This window comes from Pseudomonas sp. 2VD, assembly GCF_005503585.1.
Taxonomy (GTDB): Bacteria; Pseudomonadota; Gammaproteobacteria; order Pseudomonadales; family Pseudomonadaceae; genus Pseudomonas; species Pseudomonas aeruginosa.
The window spans coordinates 1-25254 of sequence record NZ_SCND01000049.1; the positions used below are offsets into that span (position 1 = coordinate 1).

Genomic DNA, 25254 nt, shown 5'->3' on the forward strand with positions numbered 1-25254 from the left:
GCGGGGCGGGCAGGTTGACGGTGACCAGCAGCAGGCCGCTGGCCTTGAGGAAGCCGCGTCGCGAGGGATTGGCCAGGCTCATGCCGGGTGCTCCTCCTGACGCTCCTTCAGGCTCTCGGCGGCACGCCGCACGGCCTTGAGAATCTCCACATGGGTGCCGCAGCGACACAGGTTGTAGGCCAATTCCTGGCGGATCTCGCCGTCGCTGGGGTTCGGGTTGCGATCCAGCAACGCCTTGGCGGTCATCACCATGCCGTTGATGCAGTAGCCGCATTGGGCGGCCTGTTCGTCGATGAAGGCCTGTTGCAGCGGATGGGGATGGGCGGCATCGCCGAGTCCTTCGAGGGTAACCACCTGGCGGCCCACGGCAGCCTCCACCGGGGTGATGCAGGAGCGGGTGGCGACGCCATCCATCAGCACGGTGCAGGCGCCGCACTCGCCGAGGCCGCAGCCGAACTTGGGACCGTTCAGTTGCAGGTCGTTGCGCAGGACATAGAGCAGGGGGGTATCGGGGGCGACATCGAGGCGCAGGGACTGACCGTTGACGGTCAGGGCAAGGGCATCGCTCATGGCGGTTTCTCCCCATGCCGGCGGCATGGCTGTTCATCAGGCGGATGTCCCGTCGGCCGTGCCTGGTAGCGTGCGGCTCTGCGGGAATTTGTTTGTATACAAACATGTTATGGATGCCTGCGGCGAACTGTCAATGGCAGGCCGCTACGACGAAAGGCGCAGCTCCGGACGACGTAACGCGGAAAAAAAGATAGACCGCAATGGCCTCAGATCAGGCGAGCGAGCAACCCGCGCAGGGTTTCCTGTTCTTGCGGGGAGAGGGGAGCCAAGGCCTGCCGGTTGATCTCGCGGGCGGCCGCCAGGCCGGCCTCGAGTTCGGCGCGTCCGGCAGGACTGAGGCTGACCAGCAGGCGCCGGCCGTCGTCCGGATCGGCGCTGCGCTGGATCAGTCCCCGTTTGTCCAGGCGCTCGACGACGCCCTTGATGGTCGCGGCGTCCATGGCGGTGAGCCGGCCGAGCTGGTTCTGCGGGCAGGGTCCGGTCTCGCCGAGGCGGACCAGGGCGGCCCACTGGGTGGGTGTCAGGCCGTTGCCGATGCCATTGGCGAACAACGCTGCATAGCGCTGGTTGGCCTGGCGCAGGATGAAGCCGATCTGGTCGTCGAGGCGGTACGGGGTGGTACGGGACATGCTGGGCATCGGTGGTGGCGTGAAGGCCTCATTCTAGCTCACGGCCGGTACCAGAGTGCCTCGCGCTGAAAAGGAGTTTTTCCTGGAAGATAGGGGTTTTTCAGCTCGATTATTCTCCGCTGCCGAAGGGCAAGCTTGCCCAGCCGCGTCTTGAAATGTCGCTCGAACAGCCGTTCGAAGCTACCGTCGGCAATCGCCTTCTCCAGGCCCTGGCGAATGGCCTCGGCCAGTTCCGGGCGTTGACGCGAAACGAAGAAATAGAAGGCCGCGGGGTAGTGCAGGGCCAGGTGCTGGTCGATCGCCAGGTGCAGCCCGGCGCGGGAGGCGTCCTCCAGTTCTCCGTCGATCACTACGACCTCGCGGGGGAAGACCTCGAAGCGGCCGGCATCGAGCATGCGGAACAGGCTCTCGTAGCTCTGGCTGGTCTTCACCTCCAGGCCGTTGGCGCGCAGGATCGGTGTGTCGGCCCAGTCCTGGCGCTGGCCGAAGCGCAGGCGGCGGAGATCGTCGAGGGTCCGCACCGAGGCCAGGAGGTCCTTGTTGGCGGCGCTGACCAGAGGAATGCGCCAGCCGATCAGGCCGCGATAGATCGGAATGCGGATCGGCAGCAGGGTCTCTTCCAGGTCGTCGCGGGACTGCGCCCACATCACCTGCAGGCCCGGATCGTCCTGCTCCAGGCGCAGTTGCGCACGGGACTGCGGCATGGGCTGCGCGCTGGGCTCCAGGCGGTAGTCGCCGCCGCTCCTGGCCAGCGCCAGTTGCAGCAGCTCGACGACGTAGGGTTCGGGGTTGCGCCCTTCGGAATGGCGCGGATAGATCAGCCGTTCGCCAGCCCCGGCATGCCAGGCCAGCAGGCCGAACAGCAGGGCCAGCCAGCGGAGCGGCGAACCCTGGCCGAGCGGCTGCGGTCTATGTTCACTCAGGCCTATCAGGAGGAATGCCATGGCTGGCCCCCGTACGCGTGCCCTGTTTTCGACATTGTTCGTCCTGTCCCTGGTGACATCCTTGACCCATGCCAGGGATTATCGCTACAGCGACGCTCACGTGCACTACGTGGATTTCTTCCAGGAAAGCGAAGGCATGCCGCGCCTGCTGGAGGCGATGGACAAAGGCCGGGTCGACCATGTGATGCTCAGCGGCGTCGCGGTCGCCAAGAAATGGCACGAGGACGAGCCGAAGCGGCCGCGCTACTACGCTGGCGACGATGCCGGAGCCTATTGGTACAGCGCCACCGACGTGATCGTGGCGGCGGCGGTGAAATCCCTGCCAGCCGAGCAGCGGCGGCGCGTGCATCCGTTCCTGACCGGTTTCAACCCGACCGACAAGAACGCCGACGCGCACATCCGTCGCATGCTGGAGCTGGACCCGGGACTCTGGCAGGGCATCGGCGAGATCTTTACCCGGCACGACGACCTCACCGCGCTGACCTACGGCGACGTGCCGAGGGCCAACAATGAGGCGCTGGCGCGGGTCTATCACCTGGCCGCCGAATTCGACCTGCCGGTGTTGCTGCACGCCAACGTCACTTCCAAGCGCGAACGTAACCCGCTGTACCTGGCGGAAATCGAGGAGCCCCTGCGCAATCACCCGCATGTGCGGTTCATCTGGGCCCATGCCGGGACCAGCATGGAGATCCATCGCCACCAGAAGAAACTGGACTTCCTCCTGCCGACCCTTGGGCGTCTGCTGCAGCGTTACCCGAACCTCTACATCGACCTGTCCTGGTCGGTGTTGCGCCCGTACCTGCTGGACGAGCAGGGCAAGCCCGACCCGCAGTGGCTGGCACTGGTCGAGCGGTTTCCGCAACGCTTCATGCTCGGTTCCGATGTGGTCGGCCAGTTCGACAGCCTGCCCGAGTTGATGGCGAGCTTCGATCCGTTCCTCGACGCCTTGCCCGAGCAGGTCGCTCGCCAGGTGGCGCGGGACAACTTCCTCGCAGTGCTGCCGCGCCAGCCCGCCGATCCGCGAGGCGAATAACCCGGATTCGTCATCAGTCTGTCATGCCGGCGTCATAGGCTCGCGCCAGTCCCATCCAGGAGTGAGTCATGTCCTTCATCCGTTCTTGCATCAGTCGTTCCGTCTTCCTGCTCGGCGCCGGCGTCGCCGTGGCGGCGCAGGCCGAGGTGCGTATCGACGGCCCCATCGAATATGGCGTGTTCGAAAGCCGCTACCAGGATTTCCAGCCCGGCGAACGGGTATTGACCCGTAGCGAGCAGAACATCCAGCAGACCACCGAAGTCCCGGCCAAGCTCGGCACCAAGTTCGGCATGCGTTATCAACTCAGCGGCAAGCAGGAAGGCGATACGCCTTTGACGCTGCTCTACCTCACCCCGGGCGTGGTCACTCCGGATGGCCAGCGGCATGACAAGTTCGAAGTGGTGCAGAAGCTGGTGCCGGGCGCGCCGACCGATGTCATGGCCTACGAATTCACCGAGCCGCACGAAGTGGTGAAGGGCGAATGGCGGTTGATGGTGTTCCAGGGCGATCGCCTGCTGGCGTCGAAATCCTTCGACGTGCGCTGAGCGCGAGCCATGCAGAGCGCTGGTTTTCTTGTGTCGCGTGGATAACGCGGGGGCGCCATTCGCTCTACCGGGCAAGGGTTGCCTGCGTGCGGCAGGGCGAATAGCCGCCTGCGGTTATCCGCCGTTTTGGCGGCGTACGCGCGGATGCCGATGGTAGCCTGTTCGTCCTTCGATCAGTCCCTGCTGACCCGGGTATCTTCCGCGGCGAGCGGACTGCCGTCGCCGGCGCGTACCTGCAGGCGCGGCACCGGCTGGCCGCTGTCGCGCTCGACCAGGCGGACATGGGATTCGTCCGGGGCGAAGAAATAGTCCTCGCCCCACTGCCGAATCGCCACCAGCAGGGGGAAGAGCGCGCGTCCCTTGTCAGTCAGGCGGTATTCCTGGTGACTGCCGCTTTCGGCCGGGACCGCCACCATCACGCCGTGCTCCACCAGGTTGCGCAGGCGCGCCGCCAGGATGTTCTTGGCCAGGCCGAGGCTCTTCTGGAATTCGCCGAAGCGCGTCAGTCCTTCGAAGGCATCGCGCACGATGAGCATCGACCAGCCGTCGCCGATCACGTCCAGCGGGCGGGCGACTGGACAACTGGCTTGCTTGTGGCTGGTGCGCTTGACCATCAGGGCGGCTCCGGAGGGGAGAGGATCGGGTTTCATGGTAAAACCCGGGCTCCACGCTGGGCAACCGCAGCAAGTGCACCGCCGTGAGACGGCGCACGGCATGGTCAGACGACGAAGCGGGTGACCATGTTGTTCAGGTCAATGGCCAGTTGCGACAGTTCCTGGCTGGCGGCGGCGGTCTGGTTGGAGCCGGCGGACGTCTGCAGCGAGATGTCGCGGATGTTCACTAGGTTGCGGTCGACCTCGCGGGCCACCTGGGCCTGCTGCTCGGAGGCGCTGGCGATCACCAGGGTACGCTCGTTGATCTGGCCGACCCGCTCGGCGATCTCGTTCAGCGCCAGGCCGGCGGCTTCGGCGATCTCCAGCATGTTGCGGGCGCGTACGCTGCTGCTGTCCATGGCGCCGACCGCGGCGCCGGTGCCTTCCTGGATGTTGGCGATCATCTGCTCGATCTCGCGGGTGGATTCCTGGGTGCGATGGGCGAGGGCGCGAACCTCGTCGGCGACCACGGCGAAACCGCGGCCCTGCTCGCCGGCGCGAGCCGCCTCGATGGCCGCGTTGAGCGCCAGGAGATTGGTCTGTTCGGCGATACCGCGGATCACGTCGAGGACCTTGGAAATGTCCTGGGCCTTTTCCGCCAGGCCGCCGACCAGCGCCGAGGTATTGTCCACTTCTTCGCTCATCAGGCGGATCGCCTGGACCGTCTCCAGTACCCGCTGGCGTCCGTTCTGCGCCGATTGCTCGGAGGCGGACGAGGCGTCCGAGGTGGAGCTGGCGTTGCGCGCCACTTCCTCGACGGCGGCGGTCATCTCGTTGACCGCGGTGGCGGCCATCTGGATTTCGTCGTTCTGCTGGGTCAGCGAGCGGTTGCCCTGCTCGGTGACGGCGCTGAGTTCCTCCGCGGCGGAGGCCAGTTGGGTCGCCGAGCTGCCGATCTGCTGGATGGTCTGGCGCAGTTGTGCCTGCATGCCCTGGAGGGCGACCAGCAACTTGGCCGGTTCGTCGCGGCCAGAGGTGTCGATGCGGCTGGTGAGGTCGCCCGAAGCGATCACCTCGGCCACTCGCAGCGCCTCGCCGAGCGGTTGGGTGATGCTGCGGGTGAACAGCCAAGCCAGTACCACGGTAGCGAGGCCGGCGACCAGCAGTACGCCGATCACTGCGGCGAAGGCGCTGTGATAGACCTCATCGGCCGTGTGGCTGGCCTGGCTGGCGCCCTTGACGTTGAAGTCGATCAGCGCCTGCAGTTGCTGCTGGGTGGCGCGGTACTGGTCGAGCAAGGTGCTTTCGGTGTACTGGCGGGTCTCTTCCAGCGGCTTGCTGCGCGACATCTGCACCAGGGTCTGCTGGCTTTGCAGGAGCGTCTGCCGGGTAGCCAGGTAGCGCTCGTAGATCGAGCGCTCGTCGGCACCACTGATCAGCCGTTGGTAGGCGCCCTCGCGATCGGTCAGTTCCTTGCCGATTTCCGTCATGCGGCTTTCCAGGAAGCGTTTGCTGCTGTCGTCCGCCGCCAGCACATGGGCCAGTTGCACCTGCCGCAGTTCGGCGAGCAGAACGTTCAACTCGGCGCTTTCGCGGACGCTAGGCAGCCAGTTGTCGCTGATGTCCGAAGAGGCTTCGTTGAGCGAACCCATTCGGTTCAGGGAAAAGATGCCGGTGATGACCAGCAGAGCGGTGATCAGGGCGAAACTCAGGGCGGCACGGGTCGCGATGGGCATACTGCGCAAAGACATGATGGCGGATTCCAGGGGGCAGGAGAGAGACGGGGCTGATCAGTTCTATCGGCAGGCGGGGCGCCAGGTTTAGCCCGTTCATGCAGTTCGGGTAAAGAAACGCTGGGTACAAAAAAGCGCCCCGAAGGGCGCTTCATGCGGCGATGGAGGGAATCAACCCTGCCAGCGCTTGAGGACCAGGGTGGCGTTGGTGCCGCCGAAGCCGAAGCTGTTGCTCATGACGGTATCGAGCTTGGCGTTCTCGCGGGTCTCGCGGAGAATCGGCAGGTCGGCCACTTCCGGGTCGAGTTCGTCGATGTTGGCGGAGCCGGCGATGAAGCCGCCTTCCATCATCAGCAGGCAATAGATCGCCTCGTGTACGCCGGCGGCGCCCAGCGAGTGGCCGGACAGGCTCTTCGTCGAGCTGATGGCCGGCGCCTTGTCGCCGAACACTTCGCGCACGCCTCGGATCTCGGCGACGTCGCCGACCGGGGTGGAGGTGCCGTGGGTGTTCAGGTAGTCGATCGGCGCGTCGACGGTGGCCAGCGCTTGCTGCATGCAGCGGATCGCGCCTTCGCCGCTCGGGGCGACCATGTCGTAGCCGTCGGAGGTGGCGCCGTAGCCGACGATCTCGGCGTAGATCTTGGCGCCGCGCTTGAGCGCATGCTCCAGCTCCTCGACCACCACCATGCCGCCGCCGCCGGCGATGACGAAGCCGTCACGCTTGGCGTCGTAGGCGCGGGAGGCCTTTTCCGGCGTCTCGTTGTACTGGGTGGAGAGGGCGCCCATGGCGTCGAACAGGCAGCTCTGGCTCCAGTGTTCCTCTTCGCCGCCGCCGGCGAAGACCACGTCCTGCTTGCCCAGCTGGATTTGTTCCATGGCCTGGCCGATGCAATGCGCGCTGGTGGCGCAGGCGGAGGAGATCGAGTAGTTGACGCCCTTGATCTGGAACGGCGTGGCCAGGCAGGCCGATACGGTGCTGCCCATGGTGCGGGTCACGCGGTATGGGCCGATGCGTTTGACGCCTTTCTCGCGCAGGGTGTCGATGGCTTCCATCTGGTTCAGGGTGGAAGCGCCGCCGGAGCCGGCGATCAGGCCGGTGCGGGGGTTGGAAATCTGTTCCGGAGTCAGGCCGGAGTCCTTGATCGCCTGCTCCATCGCCAGGTAGGCGTAAGCGGCGGCATCGCCCATGAAGCGGAAGACCTTGCGATCGATCAGCTCTTCGAGGTTCAGGTCGACCGAACCGGAAACGTGGCTGCGCAGGCCCATCTCGGCGTAGGACGGATTGAAGCGAATGCCGGGCCGACCCGCACGGAGGTTGGCGGAAACGGTGTCTTTGTCATTGCCGAGGCAGGAAACGATGCCCAGACCGGTGATAACGACGCGACGCATGCGGATAACCCTTAGAAGCTGTCAGTGGAGGTGAACAGGCCGACGCGGAGGCCTTCGGCACTGTAGATTTCGCGGCCATCGACGCTGACGGTGCCGTCGGCGATGGCCAGGACCAGCGAACGATTGATCGTGCGCTTGATATGAATGTTATACGTGACCTTCTTCGCTGTCGGCAGAACCTGACCGAAGAACTTCACTTCGCCCGAACCCAGGGCGCGGCCGCGGCCGGGGTTGCCCTGCCAGCCGAGGTAGAAACCGACCAACTGCCACATGGCATCCAGGCCCAGGCAACCGGGCATGACCGGATCGCCTTCGAAGTGACAGGCGAAGAACCACAGGTCCGGGTTGATATCCAGCTCGGCGACCAGCTCGCCCTTGCCATACTTGCCGCCGACATCGCTGATGTGAACGATGCGATCGATCATCAGCATGTTGGGGGCGGGAAGTTGCGCGTTACCCGGGCCGAACAGCTCGCCGCGACTGCAGCGCAGCAGGTCTTCTCGGGTGAAGGCGTGTTGTTTGGTCATGCGAGCTCCTCAAAAATCCCTGAACTGCAGGGTTGTGGCGGTTCGTCCAGCGGCCGTCGCGCCGGGTTATTGTATCGGCGTCGCAGCGGCAGCCTAGTCATAGACTGTTGCGTTGCGGTGAAAGTCACAGTGTCCGGCGAACAGATGTTCACTTTATTCCCGCGTCCGCTTGCCGCCCTTGTCGTAGATCATTCCGGCTCCCCTCGTCCGGTTTCGTTCGACGTCACGGGGAGTTCCGGCTGCGAGCCGATCCAGCGTTGCAGTATGCGTTGCAATTCCGCCCGTTTGAATGGCTTGGCCAGGTAATCGTTCATTCCCGCCTGCAGGCAGTTCTCCCGATCGCCCTGCAGGGCGTTGGCGGTCAGGGCGATGATCGGTACCCGCCGGCCGTTCTCCTGGGCCCTGATTTCCCGTGTCGCCGAGTAGCCGTCGAGCACCGGCAGGCGGCAGTCCATCAGGATCGCGTCGTAGCGCTGGCGCTCGGCGCTGCGCACCGCCTGGATACCGTCGGCGACCAGGGTGACGCGATAGCCGAGGCTGCGCAACATGGCTTCTATGACTGTCTGGTTCACCGGATTGTCCTCGACCAGGAGGATTTCCTGACCGGCGGCAATCGGGGCGGCGTCGCCAGCGGCCTGCTGCCGGTGCGCCGGCGACTGCTGGAAGGGCAGCGGAATCTCCAGGGTGAAGGTCGATCCCGAGCCTTCCTTGCTCTCTGCCAGCAGGGTGCCGCCCATCCGTTCCGCCAGGGTCCTGGCGATCGCCAGGCCGAGCCCGGTGCCGCCGTAGCGCCGGGAAATCGACGAATCCGCTTGCTGGAAGGCGTCGAACATATGTTCCAGGCGTTCCGGCGAGATGCCGATGCCGCTGTCGTGCACCGCGCAGGTCAGCCACAGTACGTCGTGATCGAGCGCCTGCCACTCCAGGCTGAGATGGATGGCGCCTTCCTCGGTGAATTTCAGCGCATTACCCAGCAGATTCACCAGGATCTGTCGGATACGCGTCGGATCGCCGCAGACCTCGATATTCTCCAGGCCGGCCTGGATCTGCAATTCCAGCGCCAGTCCGCGTTGCTGGGCACTGTGCTGGAACACCAGGGCGGAGCCTTGCACCAGTTCCAGCAGGTTGAAGGGAATGCACTCCAGTTCCAGCGCGCCGCGTTCGATCCTTGAGAAGTCGAGAATGTCGTTGATGACCTTCAGCAGGTGTTCGGTGGACTCGGTGGCCAGCGCCGTGTACTCGGCCTGTTCGCGGGTCTGCTCGGTGGTTTCCAGCAGTTGCAGCATGCCCAGCACGCCGTTCATCGGGGTGCGAAGCTCGTGGCTCATCATCGCCAGGAAGTCGGACTTCGCCCGGTTCGCCTGCTCCGCTTCCTCGCGGGCGCTGATCAATTGGCCGATCGCCTGTTCCTGTTCCCGGCTCGCGCGGTCCAGCCCGCTGGCGAGATTGTTGATGTGACGGGCCAGGTCGCCGATCTCGCCGTCGTCGAGGATCGGCAGGCTGGTCTTGTAGTCGCCGCTCTGGATCGCCTCGACCGCCTGGCCCATGGTGCTGATCGGCGCCGACAGGCGCTGCGCCAGGCGGCGCGCGACGAGGAAGGTGAGGATCAGGGCGAAGGCGGCCAGCAGGGCGGCCTTCAGGAGGATTTCCTGTTGCCGCTGGCTGAAGGCGTCGTTGGACATGCCGACCACCACCCGGCCGAGGTAGTCCTCGCCGGACTGGCCGTCGCCTTCGCTGGCGCCGTCCAGCAGCGGGTCGCTGGCCAGGGCGATGCGCTGGCGCTGGATGGTGGAGTGGAAGATGTCGATCGGCGCGGCGTTCTGCAACGCGCCGGACAACTGTTCGACGTACACCAGGATATTGTCGTTGCGGTCGCGTACCTCGATGAAGCGCACATGCGGGGTGTCGAGGGTGGCCTGCAGCAGCTTCTGCAGCACGGGCGTGTTGCCGGCGATCACGCCGTATTCGGCGGCCGGCGCCAACTGGTCGGCGATCAACTGGCCGGTATGGGTCAGTTCCTGGCGCAGGTCCTGCAGGCGCGAGTAGGTGAAGTAGGCGGTGAGCAGCAGGGTCAGCAACAGCGCCGGGCCCAGGCTGATCGCCAGCATGCGGGTACGGATGTCCCAGCCGTGGCGCTGGCTCATGGTTCTTCTCCTTCGGCGAGGCGCCGGCCGAGGTCGGCGTCGCTGGCCAGGTCGATACCCAGGGAACGGGCTACCTGCCGATTGCCGAGCACCTTGAAATGCCCTGGATAGAGGCTGAGGGGCCAGTGCCTGGGCGCCTGGCCGAGCAGTTCGTCGAGGGTGTCCAGCCAGTCCTCCTGGTCGCTGTAGCTGCTCGCCAGGCTGCCGGCCTTGACGAAGGCTGCGGTGGGTCCGAGCAGCGCGCGGTTCTTGGCGTAGCTGCCGAGCAGCAGGCTCTTGATGCTCTGCGAGTTGTACAGCTGTTTGTCGTCGATGCCGAGCAGCAGGTCACTATTGCCGAGCAGGAACTGCAGCGGGCGCGGGTCGTCGTTGCCGCTGCTGCTGGCGACGAACAGCTCGAGCCCCTGGCTGCGGGCCTCGCGGCGAAGCTCGTCGAGGAGGAATTCGCTGTCCTTGCCGTAGAGCACGCCGATGCGCTGGATGCCCGGCAGGATCAGGCGCGCCAGGCGGAGCTGGCGGGCCGCCGGCGGGTCGCTCCAGAGTACGCAGAGCCCTCCGACGCCGTGTCCGCCATGCCCGTTGGCGCCTGGCAGCAGGCGCTGGCCATCGACCCGGTTGAGCAGCAGCGCCAGGGTCGGTGGCGCCCGGTGCTGGCGCAGGCGCCAGGCCAGGGCCTCGGGGCCGAGCAGGAGCAGGCGGGTGTCGTCGGCGAAGACCATCCCCTCCGCCAGGGCCGCGGGCGTGCGCAGTTCCACCTGGTCCTGCGGCCGTCGCTGCGACAGAGCGTCGCGAAAGGCGTTCACCGCGGCCCCCTGGTTGGCGCTGACCAGGACCAGTTGCGCGGCCTCGCCGACATGCGGGAGACAACAGAAGACGAGCGCGAGAATCGCCTGGAAAGCCCGACGGGCGGGGCGCAAGCGACGCATCTAGAACGTCACCTCGGCGCTGAAGTAGAGCAGGTGGCGGCTGTCGTAGCGGTTGTCGGGAAAAGTCAGCGGTTGGTCGTCGAGACGCTGCTGGAGCACGCCGGCCAGTTCCAGGGCGGCCTTGCCCAGGGGAATGCGCTTGGCCAGGCGCAGGTCGACGCGTTCGAAACGATGTCCATTGAGCGAATCGTCGCCGTAATAGAAGAGGGCGCTGGACCAGCCTTGGCCCCAGTCGTGCATCCAGCCGGCCGAGCCGCCGTGGCGGGCGGTCAGGCGCCGGTCGTAGCGACTGGTGGCGTCGTAGTCGAGATAGGCGTAGGTGGCGCGCAGGCGGTCGCGCAGGCCCAGGCGCCAGTCGAGCTGGCCTTCCGCGCCGGAGAAGCGGATGCGATCGCCGTTGTCCGGGCTGAAGTCGACGACGCTGAGCGGATCGCTGATCAGTCCGGTGATTTCCTCGTGGAACAGGCGCACATCCATGGCCAGCCCGGTCTCGCGGAAAAAACCGTTGTAGCCGATCTCGCGCGAACGGGTGTGTTCCTTGCCCAGGTCGCCGGGGCCGTGGGCGCTGGCGAAGTAGTAGGCTTCGCTCTGCCCGTAGGGCGCCGGTGTCAGGTGGCGGACCCGGTAGCGCCAGTCGACGTCGTTTTCGTACATGCCCGGCGACCGCACCGCCTCCGAATAGACCGCGCGCAGGCTGTGCTGGGGGTTGAACAGGTAGTTCACCGCCAGCCGCGGGCTGAACGAGCTGCCGGAGGCCTCGACGTCTTCGAGCATCCCGCCGCCCTGCAGCAGCCAGTGTTCGCCGGCATGCCACTCCAGTTGGCTGAACAGCCGCCAGATCTGGCTGCTGACCCTGCCGCCGTAGAAGGTCTCGGAGTTTGCCTGGTCGTAGCGGTAGCTCAGGCCGTTCAGCAGGCGCAGGTTGTCGCCCAGGCTGAGGGTGTCCTGCATCTCCAGGTCGTAGCGGCTTTCCCGGATGTTGCGGTCGACCCGTCCGCAGACCGGGCGTAGTCCGCCGTTGCGTAGCTGGTCGAGGACCTGGGTCGCCAGTTGCAGCTCCTGGGGGCTGCCGGGCGGCAGCCGGGTAGGGTCGTCGGCGAACCTGCGCAGGTAGTCCGGGTTCAGTTCCCAGAGTTGCGCCAGTTGCGGGCTGAAGGCGATGCCCGCCTCGCAGGCGTTCCATTCCTGCCGGCGCTCCCAGTGCTGCGCGTAGCCTTGTATATAGAAGCTGTGGCGTGGGTCGAGATCGACGTTCCAGCGCAGCGAACCGGCATAGTCGTGGGCGAGCGTATCGGAGTTGTCGACGTCGTCGGGAACCTGGGGAAACGGCGAGCGGTAGGCGTAGGGGTGCTGGTTCGAGCCTTCCTTGGCCGCCAGTTGCCACTCCAGGCTCTGGTTCGGCGCCAGGCTGTGGCTGGCGTTGAGGTTGAAGCGGCTGAGCCGGCGGCCGTCGCGCAGGGCGTGACCGTCGTGGTCGTGGTCGAAGCCGTCGTCTTCCTGGCCGGACAGCGACAGGCGGAAGTCGCTGTCTTCCAGGGCGATGCTCTGGCTGGCGTACCAGTCGCGGATGCCGCGCTGGCCTGCGGTGTATTTCAGGCGCGTGCCGGGCGACTCGCCGGGGGCCCGGGTGATGATGTTGATCACCCCCATCAATGCGTTGGCGCCGTAGCTGACGGTATTCGGACCGCGGAACACTTCGATCCGCTCGACATCCTCGAGGGCCAGCGGCAGGTCGCTCCAGTCGACGCTGGCGAGGCCCGGGCGGTACACCGAGCGACCGTCGATCAGTACTTGCAGGCGCCGCGCCCCCGACATGCTGGTGCCGTGGTAGTTGACCGTGGGCTGGTTGCCGGACAGGTAGCCGACCATCATGCCCGGGACCAGGCGCATCAGTTCGGGAATGTCGCGGGCGCCGCTGGCGACGATCAGCTCGCGGTCGAGCACGCTGATGCTGCCGGGAACTTCCGCCGGGGATTGTTTCAGGCGTGTCGCGGTCAATACTTCGGGAACGCCGCTGGGATCGTTGAACAGGTCGGCGGCCGCGAGCTTGCTGCCGAACAGCAGGGCCAGCAGGGTCAGGGAGACGGGAGCACGCGAAGCGATGGGCACGGAACGACCTTGTTCTCGATAGGTATTGTCTGGCCCGGGCATGGTAAACGAGGCGCGGGCTTTTGCCAGCGCCGGCGTCAAGACTGGTCGGCCGGCTGGCCGACCGTATAATGGCGTGATTGCCGCGTGGCGGCCAGAAATGGATGAATCATGACAGAGCAGCAACCGATTGCCGTGCTCGGCGGCGGCAGTTTCGGCACCGCCATCGCCAACCTGCTGGCCGAGAACGGCCAGGCGGTCCGCCAGTGGATGCGCGACCCGGAGCAGGCCGAGGCGATCCGCACACGACGCGAGAACCCGCGCTACCTGAAAGGGGTCAAGGTGCATCCCGGGGTCGAGCCGGTCACCAACCTGGAGCGCACCCTGGCCGATTGCCAACTGATCTTCGTCGCCTTGCCCTCCAGCGCCCTGCGCAAGGTGCTGCAACCACACCAGGCAGCATTGACGGACAAGCTGCTGGTGAGCCTGACCAAGGGCATCGAGGCGCACACCTTCAAGCTGATGAGTGAGATCCTCGAGGAAATCGCCCCGCAAGCCCGTATCGGGGTGATTTCCGGCCCGAACCTGGCGCGCGAGATCGCAGAGCACGAGCTGACCGCCACGGTGGTCGCCAGCGAGGACGACGAGCTGTGCGCCCGCGTCCAGGCGGCCCTGCACGGCCGCACCTTCCGCGTCTACGCCAGCCGCGACCGCTTCGGCGTGGAACTCGGCGGTGCGCTGAAGAACGTCTACGCGATCATGGCCGGCCTGGCCGCGGCGATGGACATGGGCGAGAACACCCGCAGCATGCTGATTACCCGCGCGCTGGCGGAAATGACCCGGTTCGCCGTCAAGCTCGGTGCCAACCCGATGACCTTTCTCGGCCTCGCCGGCGTCGGCGACCTGATCGTCACCTGTTCCTCGCCGAAGAGCCGCAACTACCAGGTCGGCCACGCCCTCGGCGAGGGGCTCAGCCTGGAGGAGGCGGTATCGCGCATGGGCGAGACCGCGGAGGGTGTGAACACGCTCAAGGTACTCAAGGAAAAGTCCGACGAGATGCAGGTGTACATGCCGCTGGTCGCCGGTCTCCATGCGATCCTCTTCGAAGGCCGCACCCTGGCGCAGGTCATCCAGCTGCTGATGCGCGGCGAGCCGAAGACCGACGTCGATTTCATTCCCACCACCGGCTTCTGACGAGGAGACCGCTATGTCCGCAGACCCGCAAGCACGCGAATCGATCGCCATCCGCATCCTCTGGATGCTGCTGTTCGTCCTGGTCTGGCAGGTCGCCGAACTGCTCCTCGGGGCGGTGGTGGTGATCCAGCTGGTCTACCGACTGATCTACGGCGCGCCGAACGGCAGCCTGATGGCTTTCGGCGATAGCCTCAGCCAGTACCTGGCGCAGATCGGCCGTTTCGGTACCTTCCACAGCGACGAGAAACCCTGGCCGTTCGCCGACTGGCCGAGCGCCCGCGCCGCCGAGGGCGAGGCCGCCCACAGCGTGCCGCCCGCCGCGCACCCGGCGCGCGACGAAGAGCCGAAGTTGTGAAGCTCTGGCTGTTGCGCCACGGCGAGGCCGAATCGCACGCCAGCCGGGACTCCGAGCGGCGCCTGACCGCCCATGGACGCAAGGAGGTGCTGCAGAGCGCCGCGCGGCTGGCCGGGTTGCCGCTGGACGGGATTCTCGCCAGCCCCTACGTGCGCGCCCAGCAGACCGCCGAGCTGGTGCGCGAGGCACTGGGGCTGGTCGAGCCGGTCGGCACCGCCCCCTGGTTGACCCCCGACGACGATCCGCGCGAGGTGCTCGGTTTCCTCGACGAGCGCAGCGAGCGCAATCTCCTGCTGGTCAGCCACCAGCCCCTGGTCGGGGCGCTGGGCGGTCTGCTGGTGCATGGCAACCGGCGTGATCCGTTGCCGATGAGCACTGCCTCGCTGGCCGAGCTGGAAGGCGACTTCGCCGCCGCCGGGCTGATGACCCTGGTCTCGCTGCATCACCCGCGGCACGGCTAGGAAGCGCCTGGCGCAACGACTACAAACCGAAACATTTCCCGGCTTGCCTGCGGTTGGCTGTGATGGAATATTCGACCAAGCAAGTGCTTGGTCGATCTCCCAGAACAACAACAACGGAGGCGGTACGTGGTCACTGCAAATCGTCTGCCGCTCGAAGTCTTCTTCGAGCGCGAAAAGCGTCATCCGCAACGGCGTTACCTGGTGCAGCCCATCGGTGGCGGCCGGGTCGAGGAGCTGAGCTGGGGCGAGGTGGGCGACCAGGCGCGGCGTGCAGCCGCCTGGTTGCGCAGCCTGGATCTCCCCGCCGGCAGCCGTATCGCGATCATCTCGAAGAACTGTGCGCACTGGATCGTCACTGACCTGGCGATCTGGATGGCCGGGCACGTTTCCGTCCCCCTCTATCCCAATCTCACCGCCGAGTCGGCGCGCCAGGTGCTGGAGCATTCCGAGTCGGCGGTGGTCTTCGTCGGCAAGCTCGACGACTGGCCGGCGATGGCGCCCGGAGTCCCCGAGGGCATACCGACCGTGGCCATGCCGTTGCACCCGGAAGGGCGTTTCGACCGCCAGTGGAGCGACCTGCAGGCCTGCGCGCCGCTCGAAGGCGACACGCCGACCGCCGCCGAGCAACTCGCCACCCTGATCTACACCTCCGGAACCACCGGCGTGCCCAAGGGGGTGATGCACAACTTCAGCAGTTTCGCCTTCGCTGCCAGCCGCGGCGTGGAACTGTTCGGCACCCGCGAAGACGACCGGATGCTCTCGTACCTGCCGCTGTGCCACGTGGCGGAGCGGATGTTCGTCGAGATGGGGTCGCTCTACGGGGGAACCACGGTGTTCTTCGCCGAAAGCCTGGACACCTTCGTCGATGACATGAAGCGTGCTCGGCCGACCCTGCTGTTCGGCGTGCCGCGCATCTGGACCAAGTTCCAGATGGGGGTGTATTCGAAGATGCCGGCGCAGAAGCTCGACCGCCTGCTGAAGCTGCCGATCCTCGGCCGCATCGTCGGTCGCAAGGTGCTCGCCGGGCTAGGCCTGGACGCGGTGCGCTACGCGCTCTGCGGCGCGGCGCCGGTACCCGAGGCGCTGCTGCTCTGGTATCGCCGCCTGGGCCTGGACGTGCTCGAGGTCTACGGGATGACCGAGAACAGCGGCTACTCCCACGTCTGCCGGCCCGGCCGGCAGAAGACCGGCTGGATCGGCCAGAACAGCCCCGGCGTCGAGGTACGCATCAGCGACGAGGGCGAGGTGCAGGTGCGTAGCGGCGCGACCATGGTCGGCTACTACAAGGAGCCGGAGAAGACCGCCGAGGTGCTCACCGCCGACGGTTTCCTGCGCACCGGCGACAAGGGCGAGCAGGACGCCGACGGCAACCTGCGCCTGACCGGGCGGATGAAGGAAATCTTCAAGACCAGCAAGGGCAAGTACGTGGCGCCGGCGCCGATCGAGAACCGCCTGGCGGTGCACGATCGCATCGAGCAGGTCTGCGTGGTCGGCGAGGGCCTCAGCGCGCCGCTGGGGCTCTGCGTGCTCTCCGAGGTCGGTCGCCGGGAGGCCCTCAACGGTACCCGCGGGGCGCTGGAAAGCAGCCTGCGGGCGCACCTGGAACAGGTCAACGGTGCGCTCGACAAGCACGAGCGTCTGGTCGGCCTGGTCCTGGTGCAGGAAACCTGGGCGGTGGACAACGGTTTCCTCACGCCGACCTTGAAGATCAAGCGCAATATGGTGGAAGGTGCCTATGGCTCGCGCTTCCACGAATGGGTGGAACGCCGCGAGGCCGTGCTCTGGCACGAATGACTCCCACCGACGGGAAGCCCTTCCGGGCTTCCCCCTTGCGCAAGGAATTCCCATGAGCCTCTGGCGACAAACGCCCGACCTGGAGCAACTGAACGCCTCGCAGAAGAACAGCATCGGCGACCTGCTTGGCATCCGCTTCGAAGCCTTCGACGACGAGTCGCTGACCGCCAGCATGCCGGTCGACTCGCGTACCCACCAGCCGTTCGGCCTGCTGCACGGCGGCGCCTCGGTGGTCCTCGCGGAAAGCCTGGGCTCGATGGCCAGCTACCTGTGCGTCGACACCAGCCAGTACTACTGCGTCGGCCTGGAAGTGAACGCCAACCACCTGCGCGGCCTGCGCAGCGGCCGGGTCACCGCGGTGGCCAGGGCGATCCACCTGGGGCGTACCACCCATGTCTGGGACATCCGCCTCAGTGGCGACGACGGCAAGCCGAGCTGCATCGCCCGCCTGACCATGGCGGTGGTGCCGCTGGCGGGCAGGGCGGGCTGAGCGCGGTCCGCAATTTTGTCCAAGATCGTTCCGTCCCGCTGGCGGTAGAGTAGCGGGATGGAGCAGATCACCCATCTCAGCAGCGGGATTCCCGGCGTACGCCTGATCGACGCCGAGCACAACCGCTTTTCCTTTCCCCGGCACTTCCACCTGGAGTACCACATCGGCTTGCTGCTGCAGGGCCGGCATCGCTATGCCGCCGGCGGCGAACGGCGCCTGGCCGGGGCCGGCGACGCGTTGCTGATGGCGCCGGAAAGCATCCACGACGGCAGCAGCGCCGGCGAGGAGGGCTACCGTATCCGCGTCCTGGCGCTCGATGCCGACTGGCTGGAGCGCGCCAGCCGCGACTTCAGCGACGGCCGCCGGGGGGCGCCGCGCCTGACCAGCAGCCTGGTCCGCGACGAGCGTCTGCAGCAGCGCCTGCGTCAGTTGCACCTGGGCATGCTCGGCGGCGCGGCGGCGCTGGAGAACCGTCTGGCCCTGGAAGAGCATCTCTGGCAGGCGCTGGCCTGCCTGCTCAGCCTGGGCAGCAGCCTGCGCCTGGAGGAGGGTGACCGGCAAGGCTTCGGCCGGCGCGACTGGACGCGGCTGCGCGACTGGCTGGAGTCGCGCCTGGAATACCCGCCGAGCCTGGAGGAACTGGCCGCCTTCTGCGGCCTGAGCCCCTGGCAGGCGCTGCGGCGCTTCCGCCGTCACTGTGGCCTGCCGCCCCACCAGTGGCTGACCCAACTGCGTCTGGAGCGCGCCTTGCCGCTGGTACTGCGCGGCGAGCAGCCGTTGAGCCAGGTGGCCCAGCAGTTCGGTTTCTACGACCAGGCGCACTTCACCCGTCTGTTCCGTCGCACCTACGGGTTACCGCCGGCGCGCCTGCGCCAGCGCTGAATCGCGTTTTCCTTTCCGATCCCTTTTTCGTGGAGTAGCCATGCAGGAATTGTCTGTCTTGCTGACCCTGGCGGCGGTGTTCGCCGTCGCCCTGGTCAGCCCCGGTCCCGATGTCGCCCTGGTGGTGCGCACGTCCCTGCACCAGGGGCGGCGGGCCGGCCTGGCCAGCGCGCTGGGGCTGGCCTGCGGGATTCTCCTGCATACCACCCTGGTGCTGACCGGCGTGTCGCTGCTGCTCAGCCGTACGCCTGTGCTGTTCGCCATCCTGCAGGCGCTCGGCGCGCTGTACCTGGCCTGGCTCGGCGTCGGCGCGCTGCGCGCCTGGCTGCGGCGCGGCGACGGCCAGCCGGGCCGGCTCGACGGGGCGCTGCCGCCGTCGCCCCTGGGGCCCTGGCTGCGCGGGGTGGCGACCAATCTGTTCAATCCCAAGGCGCTGGTGTTCTTCATCGCCTTGCTCGGCAGCCTGATTCCTGCGCAGATGTCGCTCGGCGGCAAGCTGGCGGTGGCGGCGCTGCTGTTCGGTATGGGCGCCTGCTGGTTCGGCCTGCTCAGCCTGACCCTTACCCGCCCGGCCCTGCAGGCCCGCCTGTTGCGCGCGGTGCCCTGGCTGGACGCGGCCTGCGGGGTGATGTTCCTGCTGGTTGCGGCGGCGTTCCTCGAGCATCTCGTCCGCTCTGCCTGAGGTTTTGGCCGCTTCGCCGTGCAAGGCAGCCGGCAAAGCCATTGCCGCCTCGGCGAGGCTGCCGGAGAATCCCTGGCATCAGCCCTGTCGAGACGTCGCGCATGTCGCAATCGGTTTTCTTCGCCCACGCCAACGGCTTCCCGTCGGCTACCTACGCCAAGCTGTTCGAGGCGTTGGCGCCGGAGTACCGGGTGGATCACCTGGAAATGCACGGGCACGACCCGCGTTTCCCGGTGAACGACAACTGGGACAACCTGGTGGACGAACTGCTGCACCATCTCGCCAGCCTGGAACAGCCGGTCTGGGGCGTCGGCCATTCCCTCGGTGGCGTGCTGCACTACCACGCGGCGCTGCGCCGGCCGGAACTCTACCGCGGCGTGGTGATGCTCGATTCGCCGGTGCTGACCCTCGCCGACCGCCTGGTGATCCGTGCCGCCAAGCGCTTCGGCTTCATCGACCGGATCACTCCGGCCGGGCGCACCCTGGGGCGTCGCGAGGCGTTCCCCGACCTGGAGGAGGCGCGGGCCTACTTCTCCGGCAAGGCGCTGTTCCGCCGTTTCGACCCCGACTGCCTGGAGGCCTACGTACGCCACGGGCTGGCCGACAGCGGCGGCGGTTCCGGCCTGCGCCTGCGCTTCGATCCGGCCACCGAGATCAGCATCTACCGCAGCGTGCCGCACAGCAGTCCGGGGCGTGCGCGGCAGTTGCAGGTGCCGCTGGCGATGGTGCGCGGGCGGCACAGCAAGGTGGTGTTGCCGCACCACACCCGGCTGATCCGGGCGATGCCGCGCGGCGAGTTCATGTCGCTGCCCGGCGGCCACATGTTCCCGCTGGAGCGCCCGCGGGAAACCGCCGAACTGCTGAAAGGCGTGTTCGATCGCTGGTCGCGGGCGACCGAGGAGCGTTCGGCATGAGCCTGCAGGTCGAGGAAGTACGCATCAGCCTGCCGCACATCGAACTGGCCGCGCATCTGTTCGGTCCGCCGGACGGCAAGCCGGTGATCGCCCTGCATGGCTGGCTGGACAACGCCATGAGCTTCTCGCGCCTGGCGCCGAAGCTCGCCGGGCTGCGTATCGTCGCCCTCGACTTCGCCGGCCACGGGCATTCCGCGCATCGTGCCGAGGGTGCCAGCTACCTGCTCTGGGACTACGCGCTGGACGTGCTGATGGTGGCCGAGCAACTGGGCTGGGAGCGGTTTTCCCTGTTGGGGCACTCGATGGGCGCCATCGTCTCGGTGCTGCTCGCCGGGGCCTTGCCCGAGCGCATCGAGCGGCTGGCGTTGATCGATGGCCTGATTCCCTACACTGGCGAAGCCGACAAGGCGCCGCAGAAGCTCGGCGAAGCGCTGAAGGCGCAACTGGCGCTACGCCACAAGCGCAAGCCGGTCTATGCCGAGCTGGAAAAAGCCGTGGAAGCGCGGATGCGCGGGGTCGGCGAGATCTCCCGGGAGGCCGCCGAACTGCTTGCCCAGCGCGGCCTGGAACCGGTGCCCGGCGGCTATACCTGGCGCACCGACGCGCGCCTGACCCTACCGTCGCCGCTGCGCCTGACCCAGGCCCACGCGCTGAACTTCGTGCGCAGCGTGGAATGCCCGGTCAGCCTGGTACTGGCCGAACAGGGCATGCTGGCGGTGGAGCCGCGCATGCGGGCGCTGCTGGAGACCCTGCCGTTCGAGCGGCACCACCTGCCGGGCGGGCATCACCTGCATCTGGACGATGAGGCCGGGGCGCAGGCGGTGGCCAGGGTCTTCGCGGCCTTCTTCGCGCGCTGAAACACCGGCTTGCCGTTGTTTCCTTGACTATTCCGGGTCCAGCCGTAAGGCTGGACGGATCGTTACGGAGAGTCACCGCATGATCGATCTCTACACCGCCGCCACGCCGAACGGCCACAAGGTTTCCATCGCCCTCGAGGAAATGGGCCTGCCCTACAGGGTGCACGCGCTGTCGTTCGACAAGAAGGAGCAGAAGGCTCCGGAATTCCTCAGGATCAATCCCAACGGCCGCATCCCGGCCATCGTCGACCGCGACAACGACGACTTCGCCGTCTTCGAGTCGGGCGCGATCCTCATCTACCTCGCCGAGAAGACCGGGCAACTGATGCCCGCCGACGTCAAGGGCCGCTCGCGGGTGATCCAGTGGCTGATGTTCCAGATGGGCGGGGTCGGCCCGATGCAGGGGCAGGCCAACGTGTTCTTCCGTTATTTCCCGGAGAAGTTGCAGGGCGCCATCGACCGCTACCAGCATGAGACCCGGCGCCTCTACGAAGTTCTCGACGGTCGCCTGGGCGAGGCCGAGTACCTCGCCGGCGACTACAGCATTGCCGACATCGCCACCTATCCCTGGGTGCGCATCCACGACTGGTCCGGTGTCGCCGTCGACGGGCTGGACAACCTGCAGCGCTGGATCGCCGCCATCGAGGCGCGTCCCGCGGTGCAGCGCGGACTGCTGGTGCCGCGGCGGGAGAAGGAGGGCGACGACGCCATCCGTACCGCCCAGTCGATGCTGACCCGTTGAGGGCCGGTATGCGAGGGTTCCTGTTGCTATCCCTGGGCGTTTTCAGCTTTTCGGCGCTGGCCGCCGACCTTCCCGGCAGCCATGACCTGGACGTCCTGCCGCGCTTCCCGCGCGCCGAGATCGTCGACTTCCGCCAGGCGCCGAGCGAGGAGCGGATCTACCCGCTAGGGGCGATCAGCCGCATCAGCGGTCGCCTGCGCATGGAGGGCGAGGTGCGCGCCGAAGGCGAGCTGACCGCGCTGACCTACCGCTTGCCGCCCGAGCACAGCAGCCAGGAGGCGTTCGCCGCGGCGCGCACTGCGCTGCTCAAGGCCGACGCCACGCCGTTGTTCTGGTGCGAGCGGCGCGACTGCGGCTCCAGCAGCCTGCTGGCCAACGCCGTGTTCGGCAATGCCAAGCTGTACGGCCCGGACGAGCAGCAGGCCTACCTGCTGGTGCGCCTGGCGGCGCCACAGGAGAACAGCCTGGTGGCGGTCTACTCGATCACCCGCGGCAATCGCCGCGCCTACCTGCAGGCCGAGGAACTCAAGGCCGATGCGCCGCTGGGGGAACTGCTGCCGAGCCCGGCGACCCTGCTGCGCCTGCTCAAGGCCAACGGCGAACTGACCCTCAGCCATGTGCCGGCGGAGCCGGCCGGCTCCTGGCTGGAGTTGCTGGTGCGGACCCTGCGCCTGGATACCGGGGTGCGGGTCGAGCTGTCCGGCAAGCACGCCCAGGAGTGGCGCGACGCCCTGCGCGGGCAGGGCGTGCTGAACAGCCGCATGGAGCTGGGCCAGTCGGAGGTCGAGGGCCTGCACCTCAACTGGCTGCGTTGAACGCGTTCGCCCGGGCCTGCGGGCCCGGGCGATGGTGAAAATGCCTTCGGCAAGGCCGCCCGCCAGAGTAGACTGCCTTTCCCCCGCGCCCCACGCTCCGGCTGGAAACGGCGCACGCCGAGCGCTGTCTATCGGTGTATCCCCCTTTGAGGAAGGCCTGCCTTGATGTTCGATAACGATCGGCTGTTGCTTCGCGTGCTGTTGTTCGGCCTGCTCGGTGCCAGTCTCTGGGTGCTGGCGCCATTCTGGTCGGCGCTGTTCTGGGCCGCGGTGCTGGCTTTCGCCAGTTGGCCGCTGATGCGTATGCTCACGCGCCTGCTCGGTGGCCGCGAGTCGCTGGCGGCGGGCCTGCTGACCCTGGGCTGGATCGTCCTGGTGGCGTTGCCGCTGATCTGGCTCGGCTTCGGCCTGGCGGACAACGTTCGTTCGCTGATGGAGCTATTGAAGAATCTCCAGGTCGAGGGCCTGCCGCCGCCGCCTTCGTGGATGGCCGGCGTCCCGCTGATCGGCGACCGCCTGATCGGCTGGTGGAACTCCATCGACCAACAGGGCGTGGCGTTCTTCTACGTGCTCAAGCCCTATGTCGGCGAGGTCGGCAACTGGCTGCTGGCGCGCAGCGCGAAGATCGGTGGAGGGATCCTGGAACTGGTCCTCAGTCTGATCCTGATCTTCTTCTTCTACCGCGACGGGCCGCGCCTGGAGTCCATCGTCCACCGTGCCCTGGAACGCCTGATCGGCAACCGCGCGGAGCACTATCGCGACCTTGTCGCCGGCACCGTACAGCGGGTGGTCAACGGGGTGATCGGCACCGCCGCGGCGCAAGCCCTGCTGGCCTGGATCGGCTTCACGATCGCCGGCGTACCGGGAGCCATGCTGCTCGGCCTGCTGACCTTCGCCTGCAGCCTGCTGATGGTCCCGCCGCTGGTCTGGGGCCCGGCCACCGCCTGGCTGTTCTTCAAGGGCGACTATGGCCACGGGGTGTTCCTCGGCCTGTGGGGCTTCTTCATCATCAGCGGGGTGGACAACATCCTCAAACCCTACCTGATCAGCCGTGGCGGCAACCTGCCGCTGGTGGTGGTGCTGCTCGGGGTGTTCGGCGGCCTGCTGGCGTTCGGCTTCATGGGCCTGTTCCTCGGCCCGATCCTGCTGGCAGTGGCCTACAACCTGCTCAGCGACTGGATCGCCAGCACGCCGCGGACGCCGCCCGGCGAAGGGCGCGGCCCGGATGCCTGAGTGACGAAGGAGAAGAAGCCCCGCGATGCGGGGCTTTTTGCGTCTGCGGGGCTACAGGTATTCGCTGCGGGCCGCCACGTACTGGCTGCGCCCGGCGCCGAGGCCGAACAGGGTGGCGGCGATGGCGACGCCGATGAAGATATAGCCGACCGCGTTCCAGCCGCCGGTCAGGTCGTGGACCACGCCGACCATGAACGGCCCCATGGCCGCCAGGGTGTAGCCGACGCCCTGGGCCATGCCCGACAGATGCGAGGCGACGTGGGCGTCGCGCGAGCGCAGGACGATCAGCGCCAGGGCGATGCTGAAGGTGCCGCCCTGGCCGAGGCCGAGCAGGACCGCCCAGCCCCAGATGGTCGGCAGCGGCGCATAGAGGAAGCCGAGCAGGCCGGCGAGGGTGGTCGCCATCACCAGCACCACCGCCAGGCGCTGGTCCCTGGCGCGAGCGGCGAGCCAGGGCGCGAGCAGGGCGGTGATCAGTTGCAGCATCACCGAGCCGGACAGCACCAGGCCGGCTTCCACCGCAGTCATGCCGCGGTCGATCAGGATCGACGGCAGCCAACCGAAGACGATGTAGGCCAGGGACGATTGCAGGCCCATGTACAGCGTGACCTGCCAGGCCAGCGGGTCGCGCCACAGGCCGACGACACGGAAGGCCTGGCGATGGGCGTGCTGGCCCTGGCGGGTCTGCGGCAGCCAGAAGGCGGCGGCGAGGATCGCCGGCAGCGACCAGAACGCCAGCGCCAGTTCCCAGTTGCCGAAGAGCTTCTCCAGCGGCGCGGTGGCGCCGGCGGCGAGCGCTGCGCCCAGGCACAGGGCCATGGTGTAGACCCCGGTCATCACCCCGGCCTGGCGCGGGAAGTCGCGTTTGACGATGCCCGGCAGGAGCACGCCGATGATGCCGATGCTGGCGCCGGCCAGGACGCTGCCGGCGAACAGGCCGAACACCGGGAACAGGCTGCGCAGGACGATGCCGCCGGCCAGGCAGAAGAGGATCAGCAGCACGCTGCGTTCGGCGCCGATACGCCGGGCCAGGCGCGGCGCGAGCGGCGCGAACAACCCCAGGCAGAGTACCGGCGCGGTGGTCAGCAGGCCGGCGGCGGCGGCCGAGAGGCCGGTATCGTCGCGTACCTGGTTGAGCAGGGGGGCGAGGCTGGACAGCGCCGGGCGCAGGTTCAGCGCCACCAGCACCAGGCCCAGCAGGAGCAGCCAGGGGCGTAGCGGCGGCGCCGGCGGGGCTGGTTCGTCGTCGACTTCGGCATCGATCAGCAGTTCTTCCGGAGGATGGCCGGGGTGCGCTCCCGGCCGGGCATTCAAGGCGTGAGTCATGGGTCTGTCCCAGGTTCAGATCAGCAGTGCGCGGTTGGCCGCGGCGGCAGCGTCCGGGTCTCCGCGTTCTATGGCGTCGAGCAGTTGCTGGTGCAGCTCGAAGCAGGGCTGGGCCCTTTGTGGGTCGGCCATGGTGCGTTCCAGCGAGGTCCGGATGACCTGCGAGAAGTAGCGGTAGAGTTCGCTGAGCACCGGATTGTGGGCGGCATCGACCATCCGTTGGTGGAAGCGGACGTCGTGCTCGATGTAGTCCTGCAGGTCGTCGCTGCCGTAGCGCTGGCGCGAAGCGTCGAGATGCTCGCGCAATGCGCTCAGGTCGCTGTCGTCGCGGCGAACGGCAGCCAGGCGCGCCGCCTCGATCTCGATCATCCCGCGTGCCTCCAGGGAG

The 25254-nt window shown here is 67.3% G+C and carries 27 protein-coding genes; 14 read left to right on the top strand and 13 right to left on the bottom strand.

Translation table 11 applies throughout. The features are described from left to right. From FFS27_RS34085 to FFS27_RS08280, 4 genes are all read right to left on the bottom strand, one after another. Positions 1-82 (bottom strand): twin-arginine translocation signal domain-containing protein (locus FFS27_RS34085; RefSeq protein WP_442962126.1); only part of this gene is annotated, 82 nt, incomplete at its 3' end. Continuing rightward, complete coding sequence (locus tag FFS27_RS08270; RefSeq protein WP_003140151.1) at positions 79-570, bottom strand: (2Fe-2S)-binding protein; 492 nt, start codon at positions 568-570, stop codon at positions 79-81. The genes FFS27_RS34085 and FFS27_RS08270, both read right to left, overlap by 4 nt. A 206-nt stretch (positions 571-776) precedes the next feature. After that, positions 777-1199, bottom strand: a complete 423-nt coding sequence (locus FFS27_RS08275; protein ID WP_020751151.1) for a MarR family winged helix-turn-helix transcriptional regulator — start codon at positions 1197-1199, stop codon at positions 777-779. Positions 1200-1237: 38 nt separating this feature from the next. Further along, the gene (locus FFS27_RS08280) at positions 1238-2143 is read right to left on the bottom strand and encodes a substrate-binding periplasmic protein (RefSeq protein WP_021264568.1); all 906 of its coding nucleotides are present in this window, start codon (positions 2141-2143) and stop codon (positions 1238-1240) included. Between FFS27_RS08280 and FFS27_RS08285 the strand changes: the two genes are divergently transcribed. Both FFS27_RS08285 and FFS27_RS08290 read left to right on the top strand, forming a co-directional pair. Next, positions 2142-3176, top strand: coding sequence for an amidohydrolase family protein (locus FFS27_RS08285; protein WP_003087464.1), 1035 nt, complete (start codon positions 2142-2144; stop codon positions 3174-3176). The two genes, FFS27_RS08280 and FFS27_RS08285, sit on opposite strands and share 2 nt — an antisense overlap. A 68-nt stretch (positions 3177-3244) precedes the next feature. Then, the gene (locus FFS27_RS08290; RefSeq protein ID WP_003140147.1) at positions 3245-3721 is read left to right on the top strand and encodes a DUF3859 domain-containing protein; all 477 of its coding nucleotides are present in this window, start codon (positions 3245-3247) and stop codon (positions 3719-3721) included. Between the two features lie 173 nt (positions 3722-3894). On the opposite strand, the gene FFS27_RS08295 is transcribed toward FFS27_RS08290, so the two are convergent. The 7 genes from FFS27_RS08295 to FFS27_RS08325 all read right to left on the bottom strand — a co-directional run bounded on the left by FFS27_RS08295 (position 3895) and on the right by FFS27_RS08325 (position 13142). Beyond that, positions 3895-4335, bottom strand: a complete 441-nt coding sequence (locus FFS27_RS08295; protein ID WP_003087468.1) for a winged helix-turn-helix transcriptional regulator — start codon at positions 4333-4335, stop codon at positions 3895-3897. A gap of 104 nt (positions 4336-4439) precedes the next feature. Next, the gene (locus FFS27_RS08300) at positions 4440-6065 is read right to left on the bottom strand and encodes a methyl-accepting chemotaxis protein (protein ID WP_003109962.1); all 1626 of its coding nucleotides are present in this window, start codon (positions 6063-6065) and stop codon (positions 4440-4442) included. A 153-nt stretch (positions 6066-6218) separates the two neighbouring features. After that, entirely contained in the window at positions 6219-7436 is a 1218-nt protein-coding gene (gene fabB / locus FFS27_RS08305) for a beta-ketoacyl-ACP synthase I (RefSeq protein ID WP_003087471.1), read from the bottom strand. An 11-nt stretch (positions 7437-7447) separates the two neighbouring features. Beyond that, positions 7448-7963: a 3-hydroxyacyl-[acyl-carrier-protein] dehydratase FabA gene (gene fabA, locus FFS27_RS08310; protein ID WP_003087475.1), complete on the bottom strand. Its 516-nt coding sequence runs from the start codon at positions 7961-7963 to the stop codon at positions 7448-7450. A gap of 188 nt (positions 7964-8151) precedes the next feature. Then, positions 8152-10107, bottom strand: coding sequence for an ATP-binding protein (locus FFS27_RS08315; protein ID WP_021264569.1), 1956 nt, complete (start codon positions 10105-10107; stop codon positions 8152-8154). Next, a complete protein-coding gene (locus FFS27_RS08320) occupies positions 10104-10862 on the bottom strand; it encodes an ABC transporter substrate-binding protein (protein ID WP_073647603.1) in 759 nt (252 codons plus the stop codon). Before FFS27_RS08320 ends, FFS27_RS08315 begins: the two co-directional genes overlap by 4 nt. A 171-nt stretch (positions 10863-11033) precedes the next feature. Then, positions 11034-13142, bottom strand: a complete 2109-nt coding sequence (locus tag FFS27_RS08325; protein ID WP_034014003.1) for a TonB-dependent receptor plug domain-containing protein — start codon at positions 13140-13142, stop codon at positions 11034-11036. Positions 13143-13292: 150 nt separating this feature from the next. On the opposite strand from FFS27_RS08325, the gene FFS27_RS08330 reads away from it, so the two are divergent. The 12 genes from FFS27_RS08330 to FFS27_RS08385 all read left to right on the top strand — a co-directional run bounded on the left by FFS27_RS08330 (position 13293) and on the right by FFS27_RS08385 (position 23540). After that, a complete protein-coding gene (locus tag FFS27_RS08330; protein ID WP_021264570.1) occupies positions 13293-14315 on the top strand; it encodes an NAD(P)H-dependent glycerol-3-phosphate dehydrogenase in 1023 nt (340 codons plus the stop codon). A gap of 13 nt (positions 14316-14328) precedes the next feature. Further along, entirely contained in the window at positions 14329-14670 is a 342-nt protein-coding gene (locus FFS27_RS08335; protein ID WP_003097882.1) for a DUF4389 domain-containing protein, read from the top strand. Continuing rightward, positions 14667-15131: a phosphohistidine phosphatase SixA gene (sixA, locus tag FFS27_RS08340; protein WP_003087483.1), complete on the top strand. Its 465-nt coding sequence runs from the start codon at positions 14667-14669 to the stop codon at positions 15129-15131. The genes FFS27_RS08335 and sixA overlap by 4 nt, the downstream gene beginning before the upstream one ends. Positions 15132-15257: 126 nt before the next feature. After that, the gene (locus FFS27_RS08345; protein WP_021264571.1) at positions 15258-16925 is read left to right on the top strand and encodes an AMP-binding protein; all 1668 of its coding nucleotides are present in this window, start codon (positions 15258-15260) and stop codon (positions 16923-16925) included. 52 nt (positions 16926-16977) lie between these two features. Beyond that, positions 16978-17415 carry a hotdog fold thioesterase gene (locus FFS27_RS08350; protein ID WP_003087490.1) on the top strand — a complete coding sequence of 146 codons (438 nt, stop codon included), beginning with the start codon at positions 16978-16980 and terminating at the stop codon, positions 17413-17415. Between the two features lie 57 nt (positions 17416-17472). Continuing rightward, positions 17473-18297: an AraC family transcriptional regulator gene (locus FFS27_RS08355; RefSeq protein WP_019485658.1), complete on the top strand. Its 825-nt coding sequence runs from the start codon at positions 17473-17475 to the stop codon at positions 18295-18297. 40 nt (positions 18298-18337) lie between these two features. Continuing rightward, entirely contained in the window at positions 18338-18979 is a 642-nt protein-coding gene (locus FFS27_RS08360) for a LysE family translocator (protein WP_034014005.1), read from the top strand. A 101-nt stretch (positions 18980-19080) separates the two neighbouring features. Further along, positions 19081-19893: an alpha/beta fold hydrolase gene (locus tag FFS27_RS08365; RefSeq protein ID WP_003087496.1), complete on the top strand. Its 813-nt coding sequence runs from the start codon at positions 19081-19083 to the stop codon at positions 19891-19893. Further along, complete coding sequence (locus FFS27_RS08370; RefSeq protein ID WP_003097867.1) at positions 19890-20750, top strand: alpha/beta fold hydrolase; 861 nt, start codon at positions 19890-19892, stop codon at positions 20748-20750. Before FFS27_RS08365 ends, FFS27_RS08370 begins: the two co-directional genes overlap by 4 nt. 79 nt (positions 20751-20829) lie before the next feature. Beyond that, positions 20830-21492 carry a glutathione S-transferase family protein gene (locus tag FFS27_RS08375; protein ID WP_003087500.1) on the top strand — a complete coding sequence of 221 codons (663 nt, stop codon included), beginning with the start codon at positions 20830-20832 and terminating at the stop codon, positions 21490-21492. An 8-nt stretch (positions 21493-21500) separates the two neighbouring features. After that, complete coding sequence (locus FFS27_RS08380; RefSeq protein ID WP_003087504.1) at positions 21501-22307, top strand: DUF4892 domain-containing protein; 807 nt, start codon at positions 21501-21503, stop codon at positions 22305-22307. A 165-nt stretch (positions 22308-22472) separates the two neighbouring features. Then, on the top strand, positions 22473-23540 hold the full coding sequence (locus tag FFS27_RS08385; protein ID WP_003087507.1) for an AI-2E family transporter: 1068 nt from the start codon (positions 22473-22475) through the stop codon (positions 23538-23540). A gap of 51 nt (positions 23541-23591) precedes the next feature. Here the strand turns inward: FFS27_RS08385 and FFS27_RS08390 are convergent, their stop codons facing one another. Further along, positions 23592-24866 (bottom strand): CynX/NimT family MFS transporter, encoded by a 1275-nt coding sequence (locus FFS27_RS08390; protein WP_003109954.1) that lies wholly within the window; start codon positions 24864-24866, stop codon positions 23592-23594. Positions 24867-24881: 15 nt separating this feature from the next. Continuing rightward, a partial coding sequence (locus tag FFS27_RS08395) for a FadR/GntR family transcriptional regulator (RefSeq protein ID WP_137951970.1) occupies positions 24882-25254 on the bottom strand: 373 nt, incomplete at its 5' end.